We start from the raw sequence: 26,395 nt of genomic DNA, 5'->3' as shown, positions 1-26,395 counted from the left end.
GCGTATTTTAATGTCAATAAAATGAAATAAAAATCATAGAATACGAACACGAAATCACGTCAAAAACGGCAAAAGTCGCTAATCTTATTTTTCTTACAAAATTAACGAGCAGAGAATGGATAGATGAGGGTATTTTTTTACGTAAAATACATTTTATTATCGTCAAAAACGGCAAAAAAATGCATGGAATTTGGGAGTTATGTAATTTTATTATGAAAAATAACCACGACTACAACTGTGTTTACGTCATCGGAACTCCCCCGCGACAACGCCTTGTCTCGCGATCGAGGGCTTTTTACATCGCCGCACAACGATCGCTGTTGCATATTAAGCCGTACTCGCTGTTATAGAAAAACTGATGCGCATCAAAAGTTAGGTTGACCTGTCATTCAATCAACAGATTCGCGTGATAGATTAGTCAATGAAGCGTTAAGCTCACCCCATAGTGCAATATACCGCCACGCCATGGCGAAAAAGGATCCCGGCATCAATGAAAGGACTACGTTGGTTTTTACCTCTTATCATTCTCGGTCTTGGCTATCTGGGCTATACCGCCATCGCGGCAACAGAGTCCGCTCCCCAAGAAAATGCTGCGTCCCCGCCACCACCGATTGTTGAAACACGCGTTGTTCACCCAACCCAGCACCAAGTGGTTTTACGGGCGCACGGTGAGGTCATCCCTGTAGAGACCACACAGCTTTCTGCTCAAGTGTCCGGTGAAGTCGTCGCTTGGCATCCAAACTTTGTTGCTGGCGGCATTGTTAAACGTGGTGATGTGCTGTTTTCCATTGAGCCTGAGAATTATCAAGCCGCGGTACTGAATGCCGAAGCCGACCTTGCCAGTGCAAAAGCGGCCTTGATAGAAGAACAAGCCCAGGCCGCGGTGGCAAAACGTCAAGCAAAGAGCCTTCCTCCCTCACAAGTCACCGATCTTTACTTACGCAAGCCACAAGTCCTCAGTGCAAAAGCCCGCGTAAAATCAGCACAAGCAGCGTTAAAACGTGCACAACGCGACTTAGACAACTGCCAAGTGACTGCCCCTTACGATGCACTCGTCGTGTCACGAGACGTCGGGGTTGGGCAGTACATCAACGCAGGAAGCCCGGTGGGGGTCCTTAATAGTATCGAGGCGGCGGAAGTGCATTTGCCTATTGCTGGCTTCGACACCCTCTTTCTCCCCACACCCTTAGCGGGGATCGAGGTTCAGCTTACTCGCAACGGCAGCGAACTGGCTCAACGCCAAGCACGACTCGTGCGCGATCTCGGCATCGTGGAGCAAAGCACCCGCATGATGCGAGTTGTGGTGCGCCTTGATGATCCTTACGGCACCCAATCGGATAAACCTGCCCTACCCTTTGGCAGTTATATCGAGGCGACGTTCAAAGGGGCAACGTTGGAGAACGTCTTTAAGCTGCCGCAGTCCTTGATAAACAATCGTCAAGTTTGGGTAGTCAACCAAGCGGGAAAACTCACCCCGCGTACGCTACGCGTGGTAAGAACGGAGGGCCAGTATATCTACGCTGACCAAGGGTTAAGCGATGATGACCAAGTGGTTACCACGCTGCCTGAATTCCCCGAGCCTGGCATGACGGTTCGCGTCGCATCGCAGGTATCGCCGGAGGGTGAACATGAATAATGCTGACACGCCATCGCGTGGGCTCATTGCCTATTTTGCCCACAACCCGGTTGCGGCAAACCTGATCATGGTGTTTGTAATCATCATGGGAGTTGCCAGTTACTTTTTCATTCAGCGACAGATGTTCCCTAACATCGAAATCAACTATATCCATATCACAGCGGACTATCCTGGGGCGTCTCCACAGGAGGTCGAAGAAAGTATTCTGGTTAAAGTCGAAGAGGCGATTAAAGATGTCACCGGGATCGAATCGGTGGTTTCAACCGCGCGGCGCGGATTTGGTCAAGTCGAAATCGAAGTGGATGTTGGGGAAGATCTCAATCTCGTCCTGGATCGCGTAAAACAAGAGGTCGACGCTCTGTCTAACCTCCCCGCGTCGATGGAGCCGCTTAATGTCGCGCAAGTGGAGTTTCGCCAAACCGTTATTCAGATGGCAGTGGTAGGCAATAAGCCACTCACTGAGCTTAAACGCGCAGCACAGGACATTGAGGACGAACTCCTCCAACTCAAGGACGTCACCTTGGTGGAGCTCAGTGCCCCTACCTACGAAATTGCCATCGAAGTGGCCCCCCGTATTCTGCGCAAGTATAACCTCACGCTTAATCAGGTGAGTGACGCCATTGCCCGCTACTCCGCCAATTTCTCTGCCGGGGAGGTACGCACCGACAGCGGCATGATTGCAATTCGGGTCGAGAATCAACGCTACCGCGGTGATGAATTTCGCCAGATCCCAATCAAAATTGGCCCCAACGGCAGTCGATTATTGCTACAGGATATTGCCACCATTAAAGACGGCTTTACAGAGGGCGAACGTTATTTTAAATACTCAGGACAAAACGCGATTTTTCTCTCGGTGAACGCCACGGCGTCGGAAAACATGGTCACTGTCGCCGACGCTGTCAAAGGTTACATCAGTGAAAAGAACGCGACATTGCCCGCCGGGCTGGCGCTCAAATCGGTGGTCGATATGACACACTACCTCAATGCCCGCCTTGATATGATGCTCAAAAACTTATTACAAGGGGCGGTACTGGTTGCGTTACTGCTGACACTATTCTTGCGGTTTAAACTTGCCCTCTGGGTGCTTATCGGTTTGCCCGTATGCTTTCTTGGCGCGGTCATGCTAATGCCAGTGATTGGGGTCAGCATTAACATCGTTTCACTGTTTGCGTTCATTATGGTGTTGGGGATTGTCGTCGATGACGCGATCGTTATCGGCGAAAGTGTTTATACCGAAGTGGAGCACAAAGGTGGCGGCGTCAATAACGTTGTCGCCGGGGCGCAGCGTGTTGCCACCCCTGCCACTTTTGGCGTGCTCACCACCATTGCCGTTTTTGCACCTTTTATCATGTCGAGCGGCCCTGAACGCGCCTTTTTCTTTGGCATCGCGTCAATCGTCATCTTGTGTCTCATCTTTAGCTTGGTAGAGTCGAAGCTTATTTTGCCCGCTCACTTGGCGCACACCCACTTTTCCACGCCAAAATCAAATAGCTTCCGCTCGCGTTTTAATCGGCAATTCCATCGCTTTGTCAATGGACCATACCGCCGCGCCGTCACCTTCGCGGTACATTGGCGCTGGTCGGCTTTCGCATTGTTTGTTGCCTTATTAGCTATCAGTATTTCGTTGGTGGTTGCCAGCCACGTGCGTATGGTGCCGACGCCCAAAGTCCCGCATGATTTTCCCAATATTCGCCTTGAGATGAACAATAACGCCTCGAGTGAGCAAACCATTGCCGCACTCAAAGCCATTGAAGGCATGGTCTACCGCGTCGATAACGCCACAGAAGCCAAGACGGGCCAAGCCATGGTGCAAGACACGCTCGTATTTAATGAAGGGCGAACCTCGGGACAACTGGTGATCCCTTTAGTCGATGATACATTGCGCCCCTTTACCACCTTCGAATTGTCGCGGCGCTGGCGTGAGGCGATGCCGGAGATCCCAGGAGTTAAAAAACTCACCATTCAAGATGACGTGAATGGTGGAGAACAAGGTGATGAGTTTGGCTTTCTCCTCTTTGGGCCCAACATCGACACACTCAATGCGGCCGGACGTGCTTTAATGTCGCGCCTTAACCAGCAAGCGGGTCTTTTCGATGTGTCCTCATCCATCGATTCAGGCAGTCAGGAAGTGCTCATTTCCCTCACGCCCGTGGCTCATGATCTGGGGCTGGATCTCACCACCATTGCTCAACAGGTAGGAGGGAGTTTCTATGGCGCGGAAGCCCAACGCCTAATCCGTGACGGTGAAGAAATAAAAGTCATGGTGCGTTACCCCAAATTAACGCGGGAAGCATTTTCATCACTGCGTTATGCCGTGATCACCACCCCCACCGGTCAACAAGTCATGTTGGGCGATGTGGTTAAACTTGAACAGCAACCTGGGGTGAGTAGCCTGCGCCGCGAAGCAGGATTTAGAACGGTGTATGTCTATGGCGCGATTGATGAAGAGTTAGTCGAACCCAATGAAGTAGTGGAAACCATTCAACAATCCGTCATACCAGAGGTATTGGCCGATTATCCGGATGTCACTAGTGAACTCAGTGGTTCGATTGAAGAACAACAAGCCCAGCAAGATGAACAAAAGCTTTTCTTTGTTGCCGGGATGATTGTGGTCTATGCATTATTGGCCGTGCCCTTAAAAAGCTATACGCAACCACTGATTATCATGTCGGTGATCCCTTTTAGCTTAACGGGGGCTATTTGGGGACATTATTGGTTTGATATTGATTTAAGTATGATGTCGACCTTTGGTTTGATTGCCGCCGCAGGCGTGGTAGTCAACGATGCGCTGGTGATGACGGATTATATTAATCGAGCGCGCAACGCGGGTGTTGCGATCAAACAAGCAGTGATCGACGCAGGCTGTGCCCGTTTTCGGGCAATCACACTGACCTCTATCACCACCTTTGCGGGGGTACTCCCCATTATGTTTGAAACCAGCCTGCAAGCGCGGTTTGTGATCCCAATGGCTGTTGCACTTGGCTTTGCGGTGATGTTTGCCACTTTGCTAACGCTGTTTTTGGTGCCGTGTTTATATCTGATGTTGCAAGATATTGGCCAACTGCTGCGTCGGCTGACTCCCGGCGTATCGTCCTCACAATCAGAGCCTAACGCGCAGTAAAAGCAGTACCGAGCGCGGTGCCTTGTGCGCCATGTTGGTCCAGCTGGTTAGCAATGGCGGTCATCGCTAACCAGCGGTTCTCGCACCATGAAGGGGCCAGTAACGTCGGTGGACGCGCGCTCGCAGACACGCGATGATACACCACCTCAGGGGGCGTTCGCTGGATCATCATAGTGGCGCTGTCGACGTAGGCGTCTAATGTGATTTCGCTTTGACGCCCCGCCCGCCACGCTTTCGCCATGGTACTCCCCTCAACAATATGCAGCGGATGCAATTTGATGCCATCGGTGCCTGTGCTCACGACCCGGTCAATCGTTGTTTGATGATCGGTGATGCCCTCTCCAGGCAGGCCAACAATCAAATGCGTGCATACTTTGATACCGAGCGCACGGGCTTGTTGAGTGATCCGCTCGTACACCGACACATTATGGCCACGGTTAATGCGCTTTAACGTTTTATCATGGCCGGTTTGCAAACCCAGCTCTAACCAGACTTCAAACCCTTGTTGACGATAGTCCGCCAACAGCGTTAACACCTGGTCAGGCACACAATCTGGCCGTGTACCGACACATAACCCGACCATGTTTTCACGCGCTAATGCTTGCTGGTACAAAGCCTGTAATCGCGCGACTTCACCATAAGTACTGGTATAGGCTTGAAAATACGCCAGATAACGACGTGCTCGGTCTACCTCTTTCGAGCGCAGGCGCAGTTGATCGCTAACGGTTTGGTGCTGCGCGGTTTCATCGGAAAACGAGGCGACATTGCAAAAGGTACAACCGCCCCGCCCGAGCGTGCCATCACGATTGGGGCAACTAAAACCACCATGTAGTGTCAGCTTATGGACACGTTCACCATAACGGTGTTTTAAGTCTTGGCCTAGTGTATTAACAAGTTGATGCAGCTCCATGACGCCTCAGCGGTAAAAGACAAAGGCGGGATTTTAACAACTGTTGGCGAGGAGATATTGGTGCGGATCAAGCAAGAGCAAGCTTTCTCTAAAACAACAAACCCGCCTTAGCGGCGGGCTTAATCGTTGGCGCGTGCGCCTATTAGGCTTTGGCTTTCTTCTTGCGCTTATCAGTGACTTCCCACTGACCATCCACAAAGAAGGCTGACCAACCCGTTGGTTTACCGTTTTCTTCGCTGCGCACGTAATTCTCTTTAGTTTTACGCGCAAAACGAACCACAGTAGGACGCCCATCGGGATCTTCCTGCGGGGCATCGGCAAGGTATTTGAACTTGTCCGAAATGCGCTCTTTGAAGCGATGAAGCTCTTCCACCAGCGGTGCGCGTGTCTCGCGGGATTTGGGGAAGTTGCTCGCGGCCATAAACAAGCCTGAAGCGCCATCGCGTAGCACAAAGTAGGCGTCTGAATTTTCGCATGGCAGTTCTGGAAAGTGCACCGGATCCTCTTTCGGTGGCGCCACGTCACCATTTTTGAGGATCTTACGCGTGTTCTTACACTCGTCATTGGTGCACCCCATGTATTTACCGAACCGACCATTTTTCAGCACCATGTCGCTACCACATTTGTCGCACTCCACCACTGGGCCATCATAGCCTTTCGGCTTAAACTCGCCTTTTTCAACCACGTAGCCTTCACAGCTCGGGTTATTACCACACACATGCAACTTACGATGCTGATCAATGAGGTAAGAGTCCATGGCCGTTTCACAAATCGGACAACGCTTCATCGCCCGTAGATCAGCGGTCTCAACGTCCTCTTCGAGCACATTAACAATGCCATCTTCATCCATCAGATTGATGGTGGTTTTACACCGCTCTTTCGGGGGTAATGCGTAACCCGAACAGCCGAGGAACACCCCAGTCGAAGCGGTACGAATCCCCATTTTACGCCCACAGGTTGGACAGTCGATATCTGTCATCACCATGTTATTGGGCGTCATACCACCTTCATCTTCATCCTGCTCGGCTTGTTCAAGCTCTGCGGTGAAATCGGCAAAAAAGTCGTCAAGTACCCCTTTCCAGTCAGCTTGACCTTCCGCGATTTTATCCAGTGATGCCTCCATGCGAGCGGTAAAGTCATAGTCCATCAAATCGGCAAAACTTTGGTTGAGGCGGTCTGTGACAATCTCGCCCATTTTCTCAGCATAGAAGCGACGATTTTCGACCCGCACATAACCACGATCTTGAATGGTGGAAATAATAGACGCATACGTCGATGGACGACCAATGCCCGCTTTCTCCAATTCTTTAACCAAAGCCGCTTCAGTATAACGGGCGGGTGGCTTGGTAAAGTGCTGCTTGGGAGCAAGCTTGTCGAGTGTCAGTGATTCACCGACCTCAACCGCTGGCAAGGTTTGATCTTCATTTTTACCAGAAGGACGCTGTACCCGCGTCCAACCGTCAAAGCGCAGCGTACGGCCTTTGGCTCTCAAGGTGTAATCGCCCGCATCGACCGTCAAAGTGGTCGAGTCATATTTTGCCGGTACCATTTGGCAGGCCACAAACTGGCGCCAAATCAAGTCGTATAGACGATGCGCATCGGGGTCCATGCCCTGCAAATCATCGGCCTTAACCCCTACATCAGAAGGCCGAATCGCTTCGTGCGCTTCTTGTGCGTTGGCTTTAGCCCCGTAGACATTGGCCGACTCAGGTAAATATTTCTCACCGAATTCGCTGGCAATATGGCCACGAGCCGCTTCGACCGCCTCTTTACTGAGGTTGGTCGAGTCGGTACGCATGTAAGTGATATAACCGGCTTCATACAAACGTTGCGCCAGCATCATGGTTTTTTTCACCCCAAAGCCCAGGCGTGTACTTGCCGCCTGTTGCAATGTTGAGGTGATATAAGGCGCTGATGGTTTGCTGGTTGACGGGCGATCTTCGCGATCACGCACCACAAAGCTAGCGTACTCAAGCGCCGATACCGCTGCCATGGCCTCATCTTTGTTCTTCGGCTTAAAAGCCTTGCCGTTGTGCTGCGCCACGAGCAAACGCAGTGCTTGCTCTTTCGGTGTGAGCGTGTCGGCATGCACATCCCAAAACTCTTCGGGAATAAAGGCCTTTATTTGATGCTCTCGCTCAACAAGCAGCTTGACTGCGACCGACTGCACACGACCGGCCGATAGGCCACGCGCCACTTTCTTCCATAGCAGCGGCGAGACCATAAAGCCCACCACACGGTCTAGGAAACGACGCGCTTGCTGCGCATTAACACCGTCAATATTGACGTCACCCGGCGCTTCAAACGCCTGTGTAATCGCATTTTTGGTGATCTCATTAAACACGACACGCTTGAAACGGTCGTTATCACCACCGATAAGTTCGCGCAGGTGCCAAGCAATGGCCTCCCCTTCGCGGTCCAAATCCGTTGCGAGATAAACGTTGTCCGCTTGCTCAGCCAGTGACTTAAGCTCGGCGACGACTTTTTCCTTACCGGGCAACACTTGGTATTTCGCTTGCCAGCCATTGTAAGGATCAACGCCCATCTTATTGATGAGCGCCTTCTGTTCTTTTTCTTTTTTAATTCGCGCTTTTTCTTCGGCGCTGAGCCCTTTCGTGGACACAGGTGCGGCCTTTTTACCGCCTTGCGTCGCTCCAGTTGGCAAGTCACGAACATGCCCGACACTCGACTTCACCACGAAGTCTTTGCCGAGATATTTGTTGATCGTTTTCGCCTTTGCTGGGGACTCCACGATGACGAGAGATTTGCCCATAATGACCTAATTGACGCCCTTTGCGCTAAAACTGTCGAAAATTCGTTGCGTTGCACTTCCATGCTGGAGTGCCGCTATCTGTTTACAATATTGAGCGAGTCTAGCCGAATATCAACTAAATTCGCAGCAAAACACGCTGATTGCTCGTCCCTTCCACAATTGTTACGCAATTGTGATGGTAATGTCCCGGTTGATCTTCATGCCGGTTTCCGGCAGAAACGCGCTAATCATTACCATTGCCGCACGCAAAATAGCTAAATGGATGCGGTAATCTTTGGCTTGGCTCACATTATTATGGCTATTTCGCTCATTATCGTGCGCCTGTTGCCGCTATTTCTCTCCGTTGTCTAACGTCTAGCGCCAACAGACAGCACACAGGAAATGAATTAAACCAACGGACGCTGGCCACGACTAATCCATTTTAGCAGCACGCGATCGGCCACCTCCGCGGATGCGCCAGCCAGTTTTTCCGCAATGTTTTTACGCTGCTGGTACGACACCGACAGCACTTTTCGCTCGTTATTCGCCGCTTGGAATAAATACTCGTCGCTGGTACAGACCTCATCAATCAATCCTCGCTCCAATGCTTGGTTACCAAACCAGTGCTCACCGGTGGCAACCTTATCGACATTGAGAGACGGGCGATATTCGCTGATAAACGCTTTGAACAGGCCATGGGTTTCTTCCAGTTCCGTTTTGAATTTCTCGCGTGCTTTGTCAGTGTTTTCACCAAACATGGTTAGCGTGCGCTTAAATTCACCGGCGGTCAGCTGCTCAAATTCAATATCGTTTTTCTTAAGCAACTTGTTAAAGTTGGGTAGCTGGGCAATCACTCCAATCGAGCCAATGATCGCAAACGGCGCTGCAATCAACTTATCCGCGACGCATGCCATCATGTACCCGCCGCTTGCCGCCACTTTATCGACCGCCACGGTTAAGGGCACCCCTGCTTGACGGAAGCGTGCCAGCTGAGACGCTGCTAGGCCGTAGCCATGCACCATACCGCCACCACTCTCGACGTTGACCAAGACTTCGTCCTGATCGGTTGCTACCGACAAAATCGCCGTGACTTCTTCTCGCAACGCCTCCACTTCGCGAGCATCGATGCTGCCTTTAAAGTGGATCACAAACAATTGTGGATCCCGTTGACCCGTTGGCTCGTTTTGCTTTTTGGCTGCGGCTTTTTGCGCCTTTTCTTCCTTTTTCTTGGCTTTTTTCTCGTCTTTCTCTCGCGCTTTTAACGACGATTCATTGTACAAATGCTGCTCTAACGATTGACGATAATTTTTAAACCGCTCAGTTAAGTCAGTGAGCTTCAGGCTGCCCTTTTGACCCCCTTTGTCACTCGCGGCGCGCACTAAAGCGACCAACACAAATGCCGCCAATAAGAAAGTGACGACTTTGGCCAGAAAAAGCCCATAATCCGCAATGAAATCCAATGTTGTATCCTCTTTTTTATCGCTACGTTGGCAATGCCGTTAACCGTACATCACGCACTTGGTTGTCACACTTTACCTGCAACCTTACAATAATCTACGTTTAACAATAAATAAGGATTTATATCGTGGACTACCAAGTAAGCTCAAACGCGCTTGAAGGGCGTGTGATTTTGGTGACCGGTGCAGGCGCTGGCATTGGCCGCCAAGCCGCACTTAGCTATGCAGAGAAAGGGGCCACTGTCATTCTTCTCGGCCGCACCGTGAAAAAACTTGAAGCAGTATACGATGAAATTGATGCCATGGGCGCGCCACAGCCAGCGATTATCCCACTGGATATGCTGGGTGCCACGCGTCAGCATTATTTGGATATGGCAGATACCATTGAACAGCAGTTCGGGCGCTTAGACGGCGTGTTGCACAACGCTGGCCTTCTCGGTGTGCTTAGCCCATTCGATCAAATTGATGAAAAGTCACATGACGATGTGATGCAAGTGAATGTCAAAGCGACCATGCTGATGACGCAAGCCCTGTTGCCATTATTGAAAAAGTCTGACGATGCTCGCGTGGTGTTTACCACATCGACTGTCGGCCACCAAGGGCGGGCTTATTGGGGCAGCTATGCGATTTCTAAGTTCGCGACCGAAGGCATGATGCAAGTACTGGCAGATGAAATGTCTGATACCAAGGTACGTGTCAACGCCATCAACCCAGGCGGTACCCGCACCAGTATGCGCGCGAGCGCGTTCCCAGGGGAAGATCCAGAAACACTGAAAACACCATTGGATATTATGCCACTCTATCTGTATCTGATGGCACCAGAAGGTATTGGTGAGCACGGACAATGTATCGATGCACAACCTAAGCGCTAAGCACAGCGCCCCCATGGTTGGGGGCGCTCGTTTTAGCAAACCGATTTAAAAATCGATGCTGAGTTTGACTTTGATGTTGCGCTCGTCCCCATACCAACAGTTCAATTCATCAAAACAGCTGTAAGTGGTTTTATCGAACAAGTTTGTCGCAGATAGGGACAGTTTTGCACCTGATAGCGACGGTGATGCTTGCGATCGGCTAGCATGAGATGGCTGCTATCAATAATAAAGAGCAGGACGACAGCGACCCCGTCACACAAAAATAAAACCCGGCACATGGCCGGGCTTTAGCGAACATCACGCAGACTTACTTACGCGTTCTTGGTTTGCCTTTACCACGTGGCGCGCCCGAGCGCTGATTACCCTTTTTCGGGCTTCCGCCTTTCGGCCCTGCTGCGGGTCCATTACCCCGACGAGCCTGGCGTGTTTTCTTCGGCTTATCATTGCTGTCGATACGCTCCTCGTAGCGACGGACCGCACGGCGAATTTTCTGGCGCGATTTTTTACGCTTTTGATCTTCTGGCGTGATCACCGTCTGCGACTCTGGCTTCATCTCTACCATTTCGCGCAGATAGTTGACCTCTTTAAGGTCCATCTCACGCCAACCGCCACGCGGCAAGTCTTTTTCAAGATAGATATCGCCGTAACGCACGCGCTTCAAACGGCTTACCGTCACACCTTGGGTTTCCCACAAACGACGCACTTCACGATTGCGTCCTTCAGTGATCACCACATAAAAGGTGTGATTCATGCCCTCGCCGCCCGCATAAACGACGTCTTCAAAGCGTGCCACGCCATCATCTAGTTCTACGCCGTGAACCAGGTTTTTCACCATATCTTCGTTCACGTCACCAAACACACGCACCATGTACTCACGTTGCACTTGGCGGCTTGGGTGCATCAAGCGATTCGCTAATTCACCGTCGGTCGTGAACAGCATTAAGCCTGAGGTGTTAGCATCCAAACGGCCAACCGCAACCCAACGAGCATCTTTCAATTTAGGTAAGCGATCAAATACGGTACGACGCCCCTCTGGGTCGCTTCGCGTACACAACTCACCCTCTGGCTTGTTGTATGCAAGAACGCGACACACAGACTCAGAAGGCGCATTAAGCTGCACCGCGTGGCCATCAACACGCACCAACGCACTGGGATCATCAAGGCGGTCACCCAGTTTGGCAACAGCACCATTAACACTCACCCGACCGGCTTGGATATAGCCTTCCATCTCGCGGCGTGAACCTACGCCAGCACGCGCTAGCACCTTCTGTAATTTTTCGCTCATGTTTTCTTACCTTACTGTCGCCTTCACAGGCGTCATCACTGTCTCGGTTGGCATAAGAGCTAACGATAATAAGTTAGCCAGCCGTGTATGATACCAATAAGCGTAGAGATAGAGAACCAGTTTCACGCGTTCACGGCATATCAACTGTTGTGGCTGAGTCAATAGCAAAACACCGGGACAAAAAAACGCCCAGCAAGGTGGCTGGGCGGGAATGGAAGGTCAACCACAGGTTGACGCAACATCAGAACAAGAACATTGCATGGATAAGTACGCGCGACACGACGCGTTGGTTCACCTGTCGTCTAGCATTAATCAAACGGGGCGGGATCACCACTGCCATGACGGCGAATTTCAGGCAAGCCTTCGCTAAAATCGACCACTGTAGTGGGGTGCTCACCTAATACACCACCGTGCATAATCAAATCCACACTGTGCTCTAATTGATCGCGAATCGCTTCGGGATCGGATTCGGTGAAATCATTACCGGGCAGAATCAGTGAGGTCGACATTAGCGGCTCACCCAGCGCCTCGAGCAAATCCAGGGCGATTTGGTTATCTGGAACACGAATGCCAATGGTTTTCCGTTTTGGATTCATCAACCGTTTTGGCACTTCTTTGGTCGCTTTGAAAATAAATGTATACGCGCCAGGTGTATTGTTGCGGATCAAGCGAAATGCAACGTTATCGACCCGTGCATACAGTGATAACTCAGACAGATCGCGACATAACAAGGTGAAGTTATGATCTTTATCGAGATCGCGAATACGGCAAATACGCTCTAACGCTTGTTTGTTCTCAAGCTGACAGCCAAGCGCATAGCCCGAATCGGTGGGGTAAATGATCACTCCACCGTTTCGGACAATTTCCACCGCTTGTTTGATCAGCCGCGCTTGCGGGTTCTCTGGGTGGACATAAAAAAACTGACTCATGGTTCCTCCTGCTGTAGCTTGACCCCATCGGGATGCGCACCGCAAATCCAGCGTGAATGGTCTGCGCGCCGGATAATCCTTATCGCTATCAATATAACGTATCTCGTTATTGTAACGCGTCTGGCTTGTCGCTATCTAGTTGATTTGCTGATTGCCATTTTTGTTCCGCTGCGTCTAACCATGTCCAGTCATGCCAAACCGGCTGACTGTCTTTGGGTAGCCATAAATTGCGGCCCAACTCTGTCCACGGAGAGGGATAATGAAAATCCGATCCCAGCGAGGCCAACAAACCATAATCTCGCGCGTAATCGGCCAGCAAGCGACGCTCTTGTTGCGACTGCTGAGGAAGAGCGACTTCGATAGCATCGCCATTGGCGTCAGAAAACGCAGTCAGTAATCGTTTCAACCACTTGGCTTTGAGCTTGTATCGGCCCGGATGAGCAAGCACCGCCTGCCCACCGGCCTCATGGATCGCCGCAACCGCATCTGCAATCGAACACCAATTAGGCGGTGCATAGCCGGTGTTCCCTCGAGTTAAAAAGCGCTTAAAGCACGCTTGCATGGTTTTCGCGTGACCTTGCTCGACCAACCAACGCGCAAAATGCGCACGGGTGAGCGGCGCATCGCCAGCCAGTTCACGCGCCCCCGCAAGCGCCCCTGTGTAATGCGAGCGCTCTAACCGCTCAGCAATCAGCTCAGCACGTTGTTGGCGTCGCTCAGCTTGCTCGGCAATCAATACGGTTAATGCCGGATGCTGGGGGTCGACATTCAACCCTACAATGTGGATATCAAAGTTCTGCCACAAGGTCGAAATTTCAATGCCATTGACCAGTGTAAGAGGCAAGCGTTGATGGTCGATTTCTGCTTGTGCCTCCACCAGCCCAGCGGTGGTGTCGTGGTCGGTAATCGCCAACACGCCCACGCGACGCTCGACAGCGCGCTGCACCAAATCTTTTGGTGATAGGCGGCCGTCGGAGGCAGTGGTATGGCTATGTAAATCAATGATCATGGTGTATCGGGTTTCCTTAATGCGCTCGCGCCTTGGCACTGTCGGTTTGTGTCTTATCAGCCTGAGGCTAAGTACGCGCCATGCGGGCTCAGTCGATGCGAATGCGCCAAGTTAATCAGCGCTCGGCGAGCACGGTGAATATCTTTGTTCTTTATTATCGTGTGCTTATTCCGCACTTTTTCTGCATTCTTTTCGATTTCCCCGTTGACACAGAAGCAAAATATCAGTTTACTAGTACACAAGTTAACGCGCACCGTTTCTCAGTCTTGGGGAGCGATATGGCGCTAAGGGTAACAGTCAAGACGGAGTCTCGCAGCATGTATTTCAACGCCGCGTCTAGATCACATTCGATTCACACCGCACCCACTGCCGCACAGGCCGTGAGTGTGTTGGCGACATCCATGACCTCTGTTGCACTTATTTGGTGGCACGGCTCCTCACGGGCGGTGTGACGCGCTGTATAACCAGCTACCTTATTCACAACGCCCGCCACTGATGCGGGCGTTTTTGTCTCTCAATTTTGCATCACGCGTTATCGTGCCACTACGCATCCAGCCACGGTAACCCGCAACCATAGTTTAAAAGGATATTTAATGATTATTGTACTTAAGCCCCAAGCCACCGAGCAGGATGCCAACGTCCTCCTCAATCAAATCGAGCAATGCGGGTTAAAGCCGCTTTATATGCCGGGTGTGGAACGCATTGTACTGGGCGCACTGGGTGATGAGCGTGTGTTGCAACAATGCCACTTTGAGGCCAACCCGCTGGTTGAGGAAGTCAAACCGATTTTAACTAAGTATAAACGCGTGAGCCGCGATGTGCAGCCGCACGACAGCGTGGTGCATATCGGCAATGTGCCTGTAGGCGGTCAACACTTTGTGGTCATGGCAGGCCCCTGCTCGGTGGAGTCGGAATCTCAATTGCTGTCCGTGGCGGAGCGCGTTAAAACCCATGGTGCACGAGTATTACGGGGCGGCGCCTTTAAACCTCGCACCAGCCCTTATGATTTCCAAGGCATGGGGGTTGAAGGATTAAAACTGCTCAAACAAGCCAGTGAGCTGACTGGCATGCCAACCGTGTCTGAGGTGATGGAAATTAGCCAAGTCGACGCGGTGTGCGAGTACATTGACTGCTTGCAAATTGGCGCACGTAACATGCAAAACTATGGCTTGCTCAAAGCGGTAGGCGAAACGGGCAAACCTGTCTTGTTAAAACGGGGGCTTTCCGCCACTATCGAAGAGTGTTTGCTGGCAGCGGAATATATTGTCGATGCGGGTAACCCCAATGTGATTCTATGTGAACGCGGCATTCGCACTTACGAAACCGCCACACGTAACACCTTGGATTTGAATGCCGTGGCCTTGATGAAGCAGCGCAGCCATTTGCCAGTGTTGGTCGACCCAAGCCACGGAACGGGCGTGCGAGAGCTGGTGACGCCACTATCACGCGCCGCAGCGGCCGTGGGCGCGGATGGCATCATTGTGGAGAGCCACTTAAACCCAAGCGAAGCACTGTCAGACGGTCACCAAGCCCTAACCGGCGATATGTTCGCGCAGCTAATGCAAGAACTCACCCCCTTTGTGCAAGCGGCAGGGAGAAAGCTGTGAACACTCATGATCCCCAACATGGCGAGCTTGATACGCTCCAACTCTCGGTGCCTTATGTCGCCGACCCGACCGAGTTGTATGCCGCCGTGTGCCAAGATAAGCCTTATAGCATGCTGTTGGAGTCGGCAGAGATTGACTCCAAACGTAACCTTAAAAGTCTGATGCTGATCGATGCCGCGGTGCGCATTGAGTGCCGCGGGCAGCGCGTGACCTTACAAGCGCTCACCCATAATGGCAGTCATTTGCTGGAGAGCATCGCCCAGAGCGCAGCGCTGAAAGCCCTCGCCTGTGAGGTAGCGCAGACCAACGATGGAGACTTCCCCGCCCTGACGTTGACCTTCCGCCATCCCAACGACAATGGCGCGCTTTTGGATGAAGACGCCCGTCTGCGCCAAGCGTCGGTGTTTGATGCCCTGTGTGTTATTAAGCAAAGTGTTGCGTTGGATAACCAGCCTGACGATGCGCTCTTTGTCGGTGGGCTCTTTGCCTATGATTTGGTGGCCAGCACTGAAACGCTACCGGCGGTGGACGGCACCGAGCACTGCCCCGACTACCTTTTTTATGTTGCAGAAAGCTTACTGGTGATTGACCACCAGCACCGCCAAGCGCGCTTACAAGGCACCTTATTTGGGGGTGATAACGCCCGCGCTCACTATGTGGATTTATCGCGTCGTTTGCAACGCATCAAAGAAGCCTGCTTATCGCCTGCACCACTTCCAGAAGCGCCCGTGGTGACTGATCACAGCGTCGCGGTTTCTGTCTCCGATTCAGACTTTTGTCAGCAGGTTGAGGCGTTGAAAAAGCACGTGATTGCCGGTGATGTGTTTCAAGTGGTGCCATCGCGCCGCTTTACCCTCGCGTGTCCCTCGTCGCTCAATGCTTATCGAGCGCTGAAGCGCGGCAACCCTAGCCCGTATATGTTTTATCTGCGCGATAGCCAATTTAGCTTGTTTGGCGCCTCGCCAGAAAGCGCCCTTAAATATACTCAAGCGACCAATCAGGTTGAGATTTATCCCATCGCCGGTACACGCCGACGCGGGAAGACCGCCCAAGGCGACATCGATCACGACTTGGATAGCCGCATTGAGCTTGAGCTGCGCAATGATGAAAAAGAAAACGCCGAGCACATGATGCTGGTCGATTTGGCCCGCAACGATGTGGCGCGAATTAGCACGCCCGGTAGCCGCCATGTTGCCGATTTGCTCAAAGTCGACCGCTACAGCCACGTGATGCACTTAGTTTCTCGGGTGGTGGGTCAGCTGAAACCTGATCTAGACGCGCTGCATGCGTACCAAGCCTGTATGAATATGGGCACGCTTACCGGTGCGCCTAAGCTTCGCGCGATGCAGCTCATCCGTGATACCGAACAGTGCCGTCGTGGCAGTTATGGCGGCGCCGTGGGCTACTTTACCGGATCAGGCGAGATTGATACCTGCATTGTGATCCGCTCTGCCTACGTTGAAAACGGCCTTGCCACCGTGCAAGCCGGTGCAGGCGTGGTGTTTGATTCTGACCCACAAGCCGAAGCGGACGAAACCCGCGGCAAAGCACAAGCGGTGATCCATGCGATTCAAACCGCCCACCAAGGAGGCCAATCATGAGTACCCCGTCAATGGACATCGTGCTGCTCGATAACATGGACTCCTTTACCTATAACTTGGTGGATCAATTTCGCGCACTCGGTTACCCGGTCACGGTGTTCCGCAATCATTTAGAGGCCGAGGCGATTGTTCGTCATATTCGTACCCTGCCCCAGCCGCTACTGGTGCTCTCGCCCGGCCCAGGTGCGCCTTCCGATGCCGGCTGTATGCCCGCGTTGATTGAAAGGCTGCGCGGCCAGGTGCCGATGCTAGGGATTTGCCTGGGTCAGCAAGCGATCGTCGAAGCCTACGACGGCAAAGTAGCGGGTGCCGGCACCATCATGCACGGCAAGGCCTCGGCCATGCATCACCAACAGCATCCGGTATTTGGCCCATTGGCATCCCCGCTCACCGTGGCCCGTTACCACTCGCTGGTGGCGACTAATGTGCCTGCCAGCTTGGATGTCATCGCCACGACCTTGGATGGCGACGATCAGAAAGTGATGGCGGTGGTGAGCAATACCGACTACGTGGTCGGTTATCAATTTCATCCAGAGTCCATTTTGACCGCACAAGGCGCCGCCCTGCTCACCCACACCATCGATTGGGCCAGTGGCTACTATCAGCGCTAACAGCAACATCAGCGCTAACAACAACACGTGCCAGATAGGCACGGGGCTAGAACAGACAAATACCGAGGTTAAGTACAGTGATGGATCAACTACTAGAAACGCTCTACCAACAACAGTCACTCAGCCAAGCGCAAAGCGAGCAGCTGTTTAGTGCGATCATTCAGGGCGAACTCGAGCCAGCGCGATTAGCGGCCGCATTAACCGCATTAAAGATTAAAGGGGAAACGCCTGAAGAAATCGCGGGCGCGGCAAAAGCACTGACTGACAACGCCGAACCTTTCCCCCGCCCCAGTTATCCGTTTGCCGATATCGTCGGCACAGGAGGCGATGGCGCGAACACCATTAATATTTCCACCACGGCCGCCTTTGTCGCCGCCGCCTGTGGCGTGAAAGTGGCCAAACACGGTAACCGCGGAGTGTCGAGCAAATCGGGCTCATCGGATTTACTCGCCGCCTTTGGCATTGATTTAGCGATGCCTGCCGATCACGCCCGCGAGGCCTTGGATAATCTAGGCGTTTGCTTTTTGTTCGCACCGCAATACCACACCGGCGTACGACACGCGATGCCCGTGCGCCAAGCAATGAAAACACGCACCATCTTTAATCTACTTGGGCCGTTAATTAACCCAGCGAAACCTAGCATTGAGCTGATGGGCGTGTACGACCAAGCCCTAGTTGCGCCGATTGCACAAACCATGCAAAACCTCAACATGACGCGCGCAGCCGTGGTTCATGGTGACGGTCTGGATGAAGTGGCTATCCACGGCCCCACAACGGTGGCAGAAATCACCCCGACCCAAATTGAGCATTACACCTTAACCCCCAGCGACTTTGGTGTATCCCAATACCCGCTGGACAGCATTGCCGGGGGCACGCCGGAGCAAAACCGCGCAATGATCAGCGCGATTTTGCAAGGTAAAGGCACCGACGCCCAGCAAGCCGCGGTGGCCGTCAATGTGGCACTATTGCTACGCTTATTCGGACAAGAAGACTTGAAAGCAAACACTCAACAGGCCTTGGACGTGATGGCGTCGGGCAAGCCTTACACCATCATGCAAGCGTTAGCACAAAGGAGCGCAGTATGACCACCTCAGCCCTCAACGACACCATTTTAGGCCGCATTGTCGATGACAAAAAACGCTGGGTAGCCACGCGCAAAAGTGCTCAGCCGCCGGATAGCTTTATCGACCAACTAACGCTCAGTGATCGTGATTTTCGTGCTGCACTGGCCGCGCCGGGGTCACAGTTTATCTTGGAGTGCAAAAAAGCCTCGCCTTCAAAAGGCCTGATCCGAGAAGACTTCGATCCAGCCAGTATCGCCCGTGCTTACCAACCCTTTGCCGCGGCCATTTCAGTCCTAACGGACGAGGACCACTTTCAGGGCAGTTTTGATTTTTTACCTATCGTGCGCGCACAAGTCGATGCGCCTGTGCTTTGTAAAGATTTTATTATCGACCCGTATCAGGTTTACCTCGCACGTCATTATCAAGCCGATGCGATCTTATTGATGCTATCGGTACTCGACGACGCCGAATACCGCGAGCTGGCCGATTTAGCCGAGTCGCTAAAGCTGGGCGTGCTTACTGAAGTGAGCACCGAAGACGAGCTCGCGCGTGCCAATGCCTTAGGGGCGGTGGTGATTGGGATTAACAACCGGAATCTGCGTGATTTAAGCATCGATCGCGATCGCACCAAACGTTTAGCACCACAAGTGGGCGAAAAAGCGATCGTGATTTCAGAAAGTGGCATTCATAGCCACCGCCATGTACGCGATCTTGCCCACCACGCGGATGGCTTTTTGATTGGCAGTGCATTAATGGCAGAGCCCGATCTCACCCTCGCGCTACGTAAAGTGATCTTGGGAGAGAATAAAGTCTGTGGGCTCACCACCGCCGACGATGCCCTCGCAGCCTTCAACGCTGGCGCTGTCTACGGCGGACTTATTTTTGTTGAGCACTCCCCGCGCGCGGTGGCACCCGCCGTGGCCGAGCGCGTACAACAAGGCGCACCGCTTTGCTATGTGGGCGTGTTCCAAAATCATGCGCTAGACACCGTGGCTGAGTACGCACAACAGCTCAGCCTTCATGCGGTGCAACTGCATGGTGATGAAGACGCGGCGTATCTACAAGCATTGCGTGAGAAGCTCCCTGAGCACTGTGAAATTTGGAAAGCACACGGTGTCTCTGATGTCGCACCGGCTTTAGACGGCGTGAATGCTGACCGCCACCTCATCGACAGCCGAGTCGGCCAACATTCTGGCGGCACGGGCAAAACCTTTGATTGGCATCTGATCCCTAAAACTGCCAAAGACAAAGTCATGATTGCCGGCGGGCTCACCCCCGAGAATGCGGCCAAAGCGGCCGAACAAGGCTGCCTTGGGCTGGATTTTAACTCCGGCGTTGAGCATGCGCCCGGCGTGAAAGATGCCAACAAGTTAAACGCGGCGTTCCACGCCCTTCGCCGCTATTGATTTACCAAGAGATGGTTGATTTTCCGAGATGATTGATTTGGCTGAGAGGATAGATGTCGCTAAGACAGGCAACGTATCTCGGCCCCCAGTTAAAGACGTAAAAGGATAATTATGAGCAAGCTTAACCCGTATTTTGGCGAATTTGGTGGTCAGTACGTGCCCCAAATTCTGGTGCCTGCGCTCGATCAGCTCGAACAGGCGTTTATTGATGCCCAAGAGGATCCCACTTTTAAAGACGATTTTATTCGCCTGCTGCAAGAATATGCCGGGCGACCCACCGCGTTGACGCTTTGCCGTAACCTCACCAAGGGAACGAACACCAAGCTATATCTTAAGCGGGAAGACTTGCTGCACGGTGGGGCGCACAAAACCAACCAAGTACTGGGCCAAGCCATGCTTGCCCAGCGTATGGGCAAATCAGAAATCATTGCTGAAACCGGAGCCGGTCAACACGGTGTGGCAACCGCGCTGGCGTGTGCGCTACTGGGATTGAAATGCCGCATCTACATGGGGGCCAAAGACGTAGAACGCCAAAGTCCTAATGTGTTTCGGATGAAGCTGATGGGCGCGACCGTGATCCCCGTCCATGCGGGCTCCGCGACGTTAAAAGATGCATGTAACGAAGCGATGCGCGACTGGTCAGCCAACTATGATACCGCCCACTATTTGCTCGGCACTGCGGCGGGCCCGCACCCCTTCCCGACCATTGTGCGCGAGTTTCAACGCATTATTGGTGAGGAAACCCGTGCGCAAATTCAGCAGGTAGAAGGCCGCTTGCCGGATGCGGTAATCGCTTGTGTGGGTGGCGGCTCTAACGCCATTGGTATGTTTGCTGACTTTATCGATGACAAAGACGTGCGTTTAATTGGTGTGGAACCGGCGGGTAAAGGGCTCGATACCGATCAACACGGCGCGCCCTTAAAGCACGGCAAGCCCGGTATTTTCTTCGGGATGAAATCGCCATTGATGCAAGATGAATATGGTCAAGTGGAAGAGTCGTATTCAGTGTCTGCGGGGTTAGACTTCCCGTCTGTGGGGCCACAGCATGCGCACCTTAACGCCACTGGTCGTGGCGAATATCCGGCGGTCACCGACGATGAAGCCTTAGAAGCGTTTCAATCTCTCGCGCGCAACGAAGGCATTATTCCCGCGCTGGAGTCGGCCCATGCCATTGCCCATGCACAAAAGATGATGGCGGCGGAGCCGGACAAAGAGCAGCTTTTAGTGGTGAATCTATCCGGACGTGGTGATAAAGATATCTTCACTGTATATGACATTCTAGAAGGCAAAGGAGAGCTGTAATGACGGCACCATCTACTCGATATCAAGCGATGTTCGCAAACCTGGATGCCAAACAGCAAGGCGCCTTTGTTCCTTTTGTCACCTTAGGGGATCCAAACCCAGAGCAATCACTCGCCGTGATCGATGCATTGGTTGAAGGCGGCGCCGATGCGCTGGAGCTTGGCATGCCTTTTTCCGACCCATTGGCCGACGGCCCCACGATTCAAGACGCCACTATCCGAGCACGGAAAGCAGGGACCACGCCCGATACCTGTTTTGAGATATTGGCAGCGATACGCGAAAAACACCCTCACGTGCCGATTGGGCTGCTGATGTACGCCAACTTAGTCTACGCCCGTGGCATTGAGGCCTTTTATACTCGCTGTGCGGATGTCGGCGTCGATTCGGTACTGGTGGCAGATGTGCCACTTACTGAATCTGCACCATTTCGTGATCACGCTTTGGCACAGGGTATTGACCCGATTTTTATTGCCCCGCCTAACGCAGACGATGCAACCTTAGCTCAAGTTGCAGAGCTGGGTCGTGGCTATACCTATCTGGTATCGCGCGCCGGGGTCACAGGGGCAGAGGCTAAAGCAGGGGCGCCGGTTGAACACCTGCTCGGCACCTTGCATCATCATGAGGCACCGCGCCCGCTACTTGGCTTTGGCATCTCAACCCCTGAGCAAGTCAAAGCGGCGATCAGCGCCGGGGCGGCAGGTGCCATCTCTGGCTCGGCGGTGGTGAAGATCATCGAGCAGCATCAACATGATGTGCCAACAATGCTCCATGCGCTCACTCAGTTTGTCCGAGAAATGAAAACGGCAACAGCCCAAGGCTAGCCAAGGCCTAATAAAAAAGACCCACCAGTCGTTGTACTGGTGGGTCATGCATTAGTGTCTCACGTTTTAGCTTAGGTCGCGCATTAATATCTCAAACTCTTCTTGCGCTTGGTCAATCAATGTCGCGAGCTCGTTGGCATCGCCATGGTTCAAAGGTAACGCCCAATTATCATGTTTGCCGGGCTCAATATGCTCAGCCAGCAACTGGGTGATTTTGCCTTTGCGCTGAAACGTCACTTCATCAAATTCAGCGAGGTGGGGGCTTTCCTCGTCGGCGATGTGAACCATCACATTGCCATTGGGGATCACCCGCACATGCGCTTGACGCGCGGGAGTGGTGTTTAAGGTGTAACTCCGTGAATGGATAGACATGTCAGCCTCCTCTCACTCGACTTGGGGCACTCCCTATTATAGTGCTTCACCAGCAGGGATGACTGACTATCCCGCTCCGTATTGCGTAAGGTCATAGGTGGTTACACTCTTGTGGCATCACTCCATGCAAATACATATACTTATGCAATAATACTGTATACGGTAAATGAGTTAGCCCGCCGGTGTCATCGCGTATCGCCCAACAACTCAGCCCCCTTACAACAGCGGGCTAAACATGTAAAAGAACTGCTCGATCGGCTTATGATAAACGGGTCTTTGTTGCCAGGCTTCAGCACTAATGCGGGTCGATTGCGCCAGATAATGGCGGTGTAGCGCATGAATGCTCGCACAAAACTCGGGATCGTCGACAGTCAGTGTCAGCTCAAAATTAAGCCATAGGCTGCGCATATCGAGGTTCACCGTGCCCACGAGGCAGTACTGCTCATCCACCAGCACAGATTTGGTATGCAATAAGCCGCCCCCGAAACGGTAGATTTCTATCCCTGCTGACATTAAATCCTCAAAAAACGAGCGGCTCGCCCACTCCACCATCAAGGAATCATTTTTCTCGGGAATAATCAGAGTGACTGACACCCCACGCTGCGCGGCCGTTTGTAAGCTCACCATCAGCCCTTCACTTGGCACCAAATACGGGGTGGTGATCACAATGCTCTTCTCTGCTTGATGGATAGCCAGCGTCAGCACTTGTTGAATCATCCCTTCTGGCAAGCCAGGTCCAGATGGAATCGCTTGCACCGCGTGATTGGCGTGTTGGTGATCTTCAATCAGCAAACACTCTGGCGATGACGGCAAGTCGCGTAGCCCAGTTTCCACCTCCCAATCCCATGCAAACACACTACTTAAAACGGGCACCGTGGGACCCGAGACTCGCACCATCACATCCACCCACTGACCAACTCCCGCGTCTTGTTTGAAAAAGCGCGGATCCACCATGTTCATCGAGCCCGTGTACGCAATATGATTATCAATGATTGCTATCTTGCGGTGTTGGCGAATATCGAGGCGACGAAAAAACATCCGAAACGGATTTACCGCAAGGGCTTCAATCAGCTCTACCCCAGCTTCACGCATCGCATGTGGCCATTCACTGCGGAAAAAAACCTTGCTCCCGGCAGAGTCCAGCATGATACGCACAGAGATCCCACGTTTGGCGGTATCACACGCCGCCTGCGCAACCTCGTCAGCATGGCCCCCTGGATACCAGATATAAAACACCATATCGACGCTTTTCTGCGCCTGACGAATATCAAGTGCTATTGACTTCAGAATATCAGCGGGCTCGGTCTGCAACGCCAGCTGATTACCGGTGAGCTCCGGCACACCAATTCGGGCGTGGCAGAGGCGATTAACATGGTGAGACTGCTCGCTAATGTGCTGAGGACGATGTGCCGGGCACGCCTGCAAACTGAGCAGCCATTGACGATATGGCTCAAACATCGCTTTCGCGCGCATTGCACGTGTTTTACCGAGGTTCAGCTCACCAAAGAGCAGATAGGCAATCACCCCCACGATCGGGAGGATATAAATAATCATTAACCAAGCGATCGATACACCCAGCGCGCGACGCTTGAATACCACGCGGACTGTCACCCCAGCAATGGTTAACCAGTAGACCAACAGCAACAGTAAGGTCACGATCTCGTAGACTTTTTCCATGCCTAATTGCACACCTTAATAGTAACTGACGAAAGCCTGTTCTCTCGCCTTCTCTATTCTGCCTAGCTTGCCAATCGGTGCAAGCCATGATTTGTCTTTAGAAAAAGACACGCGGCGGAAAAATCGTGACAGCTAACACACCAACATGATGCTAAATACATTAGATCATGCATGTTAACGTGACCCAAAGCAGCAATGTTAACAATGTGTTAAATCAATAATTGCAGTAGAGAAAGCCACTGTGATACTCACTAAAGGCAGCGGATTACCCTTACTAATGACTAAGAAGTATTCACGCGGAGAGAGAATGTGGGGAAATACAGCCATACGGTGGTATTACATACGGCATGATCTTCAAATTTTACGCATAAACTGGTTTACTGACGAGTCTTTATAGAGGGAATGACTTGCTTCAATGTGTAATTATTAGTTTACACACTGAGCAAGCGTATGACGGGCGCAACTGAGTATGCGCCCATAAAAATCAATCAATTATCGAATACAATATCGAGTAGGTATGGCAAACACACAACGCGCACAATTTTCATCCCGATTAGGGTTTATTTTGGCGGCTGCTGGCTCAGCCATTGGGCTCGGCAACATTTGGGGCTTCCCCACGCAAACAGCCTCAAACGGCGGCGCCGTTTTTCTGTTTATTTATTTGCTGATGGTCTTTGTCCTCGCGTATCCCCTTTTAATAGCAGAACTCACTATTGGACGCTATGGCAATGCCAACCCCGTTCGCTCACTGTCAGCGGTATCCGGCGGACAAAAATGGATTGGTCGGTTACTTGGGTTAGTCGGCTTACTCGGCGCGACTGGCATTTTAAGCTTTTACACCATTGTGGCCGGTTGGTTGGTGGGCTATATGGTCTCACCCTTGCTTGCATTAACAGGCTTTACCGATGCAGCCGCCTGGTTAGAGTCGTTTAGCGAAACCCGTAACCTCGCATTGATGCTGTGCTTTATGGTGCCAACGATTCTGGTGGTCCGTAATGGTATTGCTAACGGGATCGAGCGTTGGTCCTCACGTTTAATGCCCGTCCTCTTTTTACTGTTCGTGATCATGGTGATTTACATCTTGTTCCAGCCCGGCGCGATGGAAGGGCTTAAGATGTACCTGATCCCAGATATGTCGCACCTCTCGCCGGGATTGGTCGTGAGTGCCATGGGGCAAGCGTTTTTCTCACTCTCGTTGGGTGTGTGTGTGATGATGGTGTACGGCTCGTATTTGTCCAAGACCGCCAACATCCCTAAAACCGCTGCACAAGTCGCATTGCTGGATACCGGCATCGCCTTTATTGCCGGGCTGTTGATCATGCCGGCGATGTTTGTTGCCCAACATAATGGTGTGGCGATCTACAGCGAGGCAGGCGCGCTCCTCAGCAGTGATACACTGGTGTTCAGCGTCTTGCCTGCCATGTTCGACACCATGGGAACAGCGGGCATCTTTATCGGTTTTGCCTTCTTCCTGCTGATGGTCATTGCCGCCCTCACTTCAGCCATCTCATTGCTTGAAGTGCCAGTGGCTTGTGCAACCGAGGAATTCCGTCAATCACGAGAGAAAGCGGTATGGTGGATTGGCGGCCTTATCACCATTGCCTCGGCAGTGATTGTTTACAACTTTGGCGATCTGTTTGGTTTAGTGGTTACCGTCACCACCGAGTACGCACAGCCTATCCTTGGCCTGCTGTTTGCTCTGGTTGCAGGCTGGCTATGGCACCGCAACGAAATCTTGAAAGAGCTGGTGCAAGGTAGCCCTGAGCTTGGCGAAACCTGGTTTTGGAAAATCTGGCCAGGCTACGTTCGCGTTATCTGCCCGATACTGATGCTACTGGTATTCGGCTGGGATTGGATTTAATCCTCAACGCGCCTTGGCATCCCCTGCCAAGGCGCCTACCTTGTGATTTGGCCTCTCACCGCCTTGTCGTTTCTCCTCCCTGCGCATTTGGGTACACTGCGT

General features: G+C 52.3%; 20 protein-coding genes and 1 other annotated feature. Of the genes, 11 read left to right on the top strand and 9 right to left on the bottom strand.

The window, feature by feature from the left end; all coding sequences use genetic code 11:
* The first annotated feature begins 490 nt into the window (after positions 1-490).
* Both BZG13_RS05765 and BZG13_RS05760 read left to right on the top strand, forming a co-directional pair.
* A complete protein-coding gene (locus BZG13_RS05765) occupies positions 491-1,636 on the top strand; it encodes an efflux RND transporter periplasmic adaptor subunit (RefSeq protein ID WP_077485753.1) in 1,146 nt (381 codons plus the stop codon).
* A complete protein-coding gene (locus tag BZG13_RS05760) occupies positions 1,629-4,757 on the top strand; it encodes an efflux RND transporter permease subunit (RefSeq protein WP_077485751.1) in 3,129 nt (1,042 codons plus the stop codon). Before BZG13_RS05765 ends, BZG13_RS05760 begins: the two co-directional genes overlap by 8 nt.
* On the opposite strand, the gene BZG13_RS05755 is transcribed toward BZG13_RS05760, so the two are convergent.
* From BZG13_RS05755 to sohB, 3 genes are all read right to left on the bottom strand, one after another.
* Positions 4,744-5,667, bottom strand: a complete 924-nt coding sequence (locus BZG13_RS05755) for a TIGR01212 family radical SAM protein (RefSeq protein WP_077485749.1) — start codon at positions 5,665-5,667, stop codon at positions 4,744-4,746. The genes BZG13_RS05760 and BZG13_RS05755 overlap by 14 nt on opposite strands.
* Before the next feature lie 142 nt (positions 5,668-5,809).
* Positions 5,810-8,440, bottom strand: a complete 2,631-nt coding sequence (gene topA, locus BZG13_RS05750; RefSeq protein ID WP_077485747.1) for a type I DNA topoisomerase — start codon at positions 8,438-8,440, stop codon at positions 5,810-5,812.
* A gap of 386 nt (positions 8,441-8,826) precedes the next feature.
* Positions 8,827-9,879, bottom strand: coding sequence for a protease SohB (gene sohB, locus BZG13_RS05745; RefSeq protein WP_077485745.1), 1,053 nt, complete (start codon positions 9,877-9,879; stop codon positions 8,827-8,829).
* A gap of 125 nt (positions 9,880-10,004) precedes the next feature.
* On the opposite strand from sohB, the gene BZG13_RS05740 reads away from it, so the two are divergent.
* Entirely contained in the window at positions 10,005-10,748 is a 744-nt protein-coding gene (locus BZG13_RS05740) for a YciK family oxidoreductase (RefSeq protein WP_069362603.1), read from the top strand.
* A 307-nt stretch (positions 10,749-11,055) separates the two neighbouring features.
* On the opposite strand, the gene rluB is transcribed toward BZG13_RS05740, so the two are convergent.
* The 4 genes from rluB to BZG13_RS15575 all read right to left on the bottom strand — a co-directional run bounded on the left by rluB (position 11,056) and on the right by BZG13_RS15575 (position 14,452).
* The gene (gene rluB, locus BZG13_RS05735; RefSeq protein ID WP_069362605.1) at positions 11,056-12,033 is read right to left on the bottom strand and encodes a 23S rRNA pseudouridine(2605) synthase RluB; all 978 of its coding nucleotides are present in this window, start codon (positions 12,031-12,033) and stop codon (positions 11,056-11,058) included.
* 308 nt (positions 12,034-12,341) lie between these two features.
* Positions 12,342-12,962 carry an L-threonylcarbamoyladenylate synthase gene (locus BZG13_RS05730; RefSeq protein WP_069362606.1) on the bottom strand — a complete coding sequence of 207 codons (621 nt, stop codon included), beginning with the start codon at positions 12,960-12,962 and terminating at the stop codon, positions 12,342-12,344.
* 106 nt (positions 12,963-13,068) lie between these two features.
* Entirely contained in the window at positions 13,069-13,971 is a 903-nt protein-coding gene (gene rnm / locus BZG13_RS05725) for an RNase RNM (RefSeq protein WP_077485743.1), read from the bottom strand.
* A gap of 352 nt (positions 13,972-14,323) precedes the next feature.
* Complete coding sequence (locus BZG13_RS15575; protein WP_274533809.1) at positions 14,324-14,452, bottom strand: hypothetical protein; 129 nt, start codon at positions 14,450-14,452, stop codon at positions 14,324-14,326.
* Positions 14,388-14,482: a sequence feature (Trp leader region), on the top strand. It overlaps the preceding gene by 65 nt.
* Before the next feature lie 82 nt (positions 14,483-14,564).
* On the opposite strand from BZG13_RS15575, the gene aroF reads away from it, so the two are divergent.
* From aroF to trpA, 7 genes are all read left to right on the top strand, one after another.
* A complete protein-coding gene (gene aroF / locus BZG13_RS05720; RefSeq protein WP_069590121.1) occupies positions 14,565-15,578 on the top strand; it encodes a 3-deoxy-7-phosphoheptulonate synthase in 1,014 nt (337 codons plus the stop codon).
* The gene (locus BZG13_RS05715) at positions 15,575-17,179 is read left to right on the top strand and encodes an anthranilate synthase component 1 (protein WP_077485741.1); all 1,605 of its coding nucleotides are present in this window, start codon (positions 15,575-15,577) and stop codon (positions 17,177-17,179) included. The genes aroF and BZG13_RS05715 overlap by 4 nt, the downstream gene beginning before the upstream one ends.
* The gene (locus BZG13_RS05710) at positions 17,176-17,790 is read left to right on the top strand and encodes an aminodeoxychorismate/anthranilate synthase component II (protein ID WP_077485739.1); all 615 of its coding nucleotides are present in this window, start codon (positions 17,176-17,178) and stop codon (positions 17,788-17,790) included. Before BZG13_RS05715 ends, BZG13_RS05710 begins: the two co-directional genes overlap by 4 nt.
* A gap of 80 nt (positions 17,791-17,870) precedes the next feature.
* Entirely contained in the window at positions 17,871-18,875 is a 1,005-nt protein-coding gene (gene trpD, locus BZG13_RS05705; protein ID WP_077485737.1) for an anthranilate phosphoribosyltransferase, read from the top strand.
* Positions 18,872-20,260 (top strand): bifunctional indole-3-glycerol-phosphate synthase TrpC/phosphoribosylanthranilate isomerase TrpF, encoded by a 1,389-nt coding sequence (gene trpCF, locus BZG13_RS05700; RefSeq protein ID WP_077485735.1) that lies wholly within the window; start codon positions 18,872-18,874, stop codon positions 20,258-20,260. Before trpD ends, trpCF begins: the two co-directional genes overlap by 4 nt.
* A gap of 111 nt (positions 20,261-20,371) precedes the next feature.
* Positions 20,372-21,562, top strand: coding sequence for a tryptophan synthase subunit beta (trpB, locus tag BZG13_RS05695; protein WP_077485733.1), 1,191 nt, complete (start codon positions 20,372-20,374; stop codon positions 21,560-21,562).
* Positions 21,562-22,383: a tryptophan synthase subunit alpha gene (gene trpA, locus BZG13_RS05690; RefSeq protein ID WP_077485731.1), complete on the top strand. Its 822-nt coding sequence runs from the start codon at positions 21,562-21,564 to the stop codon at positions 22,381-22,383. Before trpB ends, trpA begins: the two co-directional genes overlap by 1 nt.
* Before the next feature lie 66 nt (positions 22,384-22,449).
* Here the strand turns inward: trpA and BZG13_RS05685 are convergent, their stop codons facing one another.
* Positions 22,450-22,755, bottom strand: coding sequence for a hypothetical protein (locus BZG13_RS05685; RefSeq protein ID WP_069362617.1), 306 nt, complete (start codon positions 22,753-22,755; stop codon positions 22,450-22,452).
* A 216-nt stretch (positions 22,756-22,971) separates the two neighbouring features.
* A complete protein-coding gene (gene cls, locus BZG13_RS05680) occupies positions 22,972-24,432 on the bottom strand; it encodes a cardiolipin synthase (RefSeq protein ID WP_077485729.1) in 1,461 nt (486 codons plus the stop codon).
* Between the two features lie 517 nt (positions 24,433-24,949).
* On the opposite strand from cls, the gene BZG13_RS05675 reads away from it, so the two are divergent.
* On the top strand, positions 24,950-26,293 hold the full coding sequence (locus tag BZG13_RS05675; RefSeq protein ID WP_069362619.1) for a sodium-dependent transporter: 1,344 nt from the start codon (positions 24,950-24,952) through the stop codon (positions 26,291-26,293).
* The last annotated feature ends 102 nt before the right edge of the window (positions 26,294-26,395 follow it).

Source organism: Salinivibrio sp. ML323 (assembly GCF_001995745.1).
Lineage (GTDB): Bacteria > Pseudomonadota > Gammaproteobacteria > Enterobacterales > Vibrionaceae > Salinivibrio > Salinivibrio kushneri.
This window is presented reverse-complemented; position numbering and strand designations above follow the sequence as displayed.

Excerpts from the sequence above, each read along its gene's own strand:
- BZG13_RS05765 (WP_077485753.1), top strand. The coding sequence starts at position 491 with ATGAAAGGACTACGTTGGTTTTTACCTCTTATCATTCTCGGTCTTGGC.
- BZG13_RS05760 (WP_077485751.1), top strand. The coding sequence starts at position 1,629 with ATGAATAATGCTGACACGCCATCGCGTGGGCTCATTGCCTATTTTGCC.
- BZG13_RS05755 (WP_077485749.1), bottom strand. The coding sequence starts at position 5,667 with ATGGAGCTGCATCAACTTGTTAATACACTAGGCCAAGACTTAAAACAC.
- topA (WP_077485747.1), bottom strand. The coding sequence starts at position 8,440 with ATGGGCAAATCTCTCGTCATCGTGGAGTCCCCAGCAAAGGCGAAAACG.
- rluB (WP_069362605.1), bottom strand. The coding sequence starts at position 12,033 with ATGAGCGAAAAATTACAGAAGGTGCTAGCGCGTGCTGGCGTAGGTTCA.
- BZG13_RS05730 (WP_069362606.1), bottom strand. The coding sequence starts at position 12,962 with ATGAGTCAGTTTTTTTATGTCCACCCAGAGAACCCGCAAGCGCGGCTG.
- rnm (WP_077485743.1), bottom strand. The coding sequence starts at position 13,971 with ATGATCATTGATTTACATAGCCATACCACTGCCTCCGACGGCCGCCTA.
- aroF (WP_069590121.1), top strand. The coding sequence starts at position 14,565 with ATGATTATTGTACTTAAGCCCCAAGCCACCGAGCAGGATGCCAACGTC.
- BZG13_RS05710 (WP_077485739.1), top strand. The coding sequence starts at position 17,176 with ATGAGTACCCCGTCAATGGACATCGTGCTGCTCGATAACATGGACTCC.
- trpD (WP_077485737.1), top strand. The coding sequence starts at position 17,871 with ATGGATCAACTACTAGAAACGCTCTACCAACAACAGTCACTCAGCCAA.
- trpCF (WP_077485735.1), top strand. The coding sequence starts at position 18,872 with ATGACCACCTCAGCCCTCAACGACACCATTTTAGGCCGCATTGTCGAT.
- trpB (WP_077485733.1), top strand. The coding sequence starts at position 20,372 with ATGAGCAAGCTTAACCCGTATTTTGGCGAATTTGGTGGTCAGTACGTG.
- trpA (WP_077485731.1), top strand. The coding sequence starts at position 21,562 with ATGACGGCACCATCTACTCGATATCAAGCGATGTTCGCAAACCTGGAT.
- BZG13_RS05685 (WP_069362617.1), bottom strand. The coding sequence starts at position 22,755 with ATGTCTATCCATTCACGGAGTTACACCTTAAACACCACTCCCGCGCGT.
- cls (WP_077485729.1), bottom strand. The coding sequence starts at position 24,432 with ATGGAAAAAGTCTACGAGATCGTGACCTTACTGTTGCTGTTGGTCTAC.
- BZG13_RS05675 (WP_069362619.1), top strand. The coding sequence starts at position 24,950 with ATGGCAAACACACAACGCGCACAATTTTCATCCCGATTAGGGTTTATT.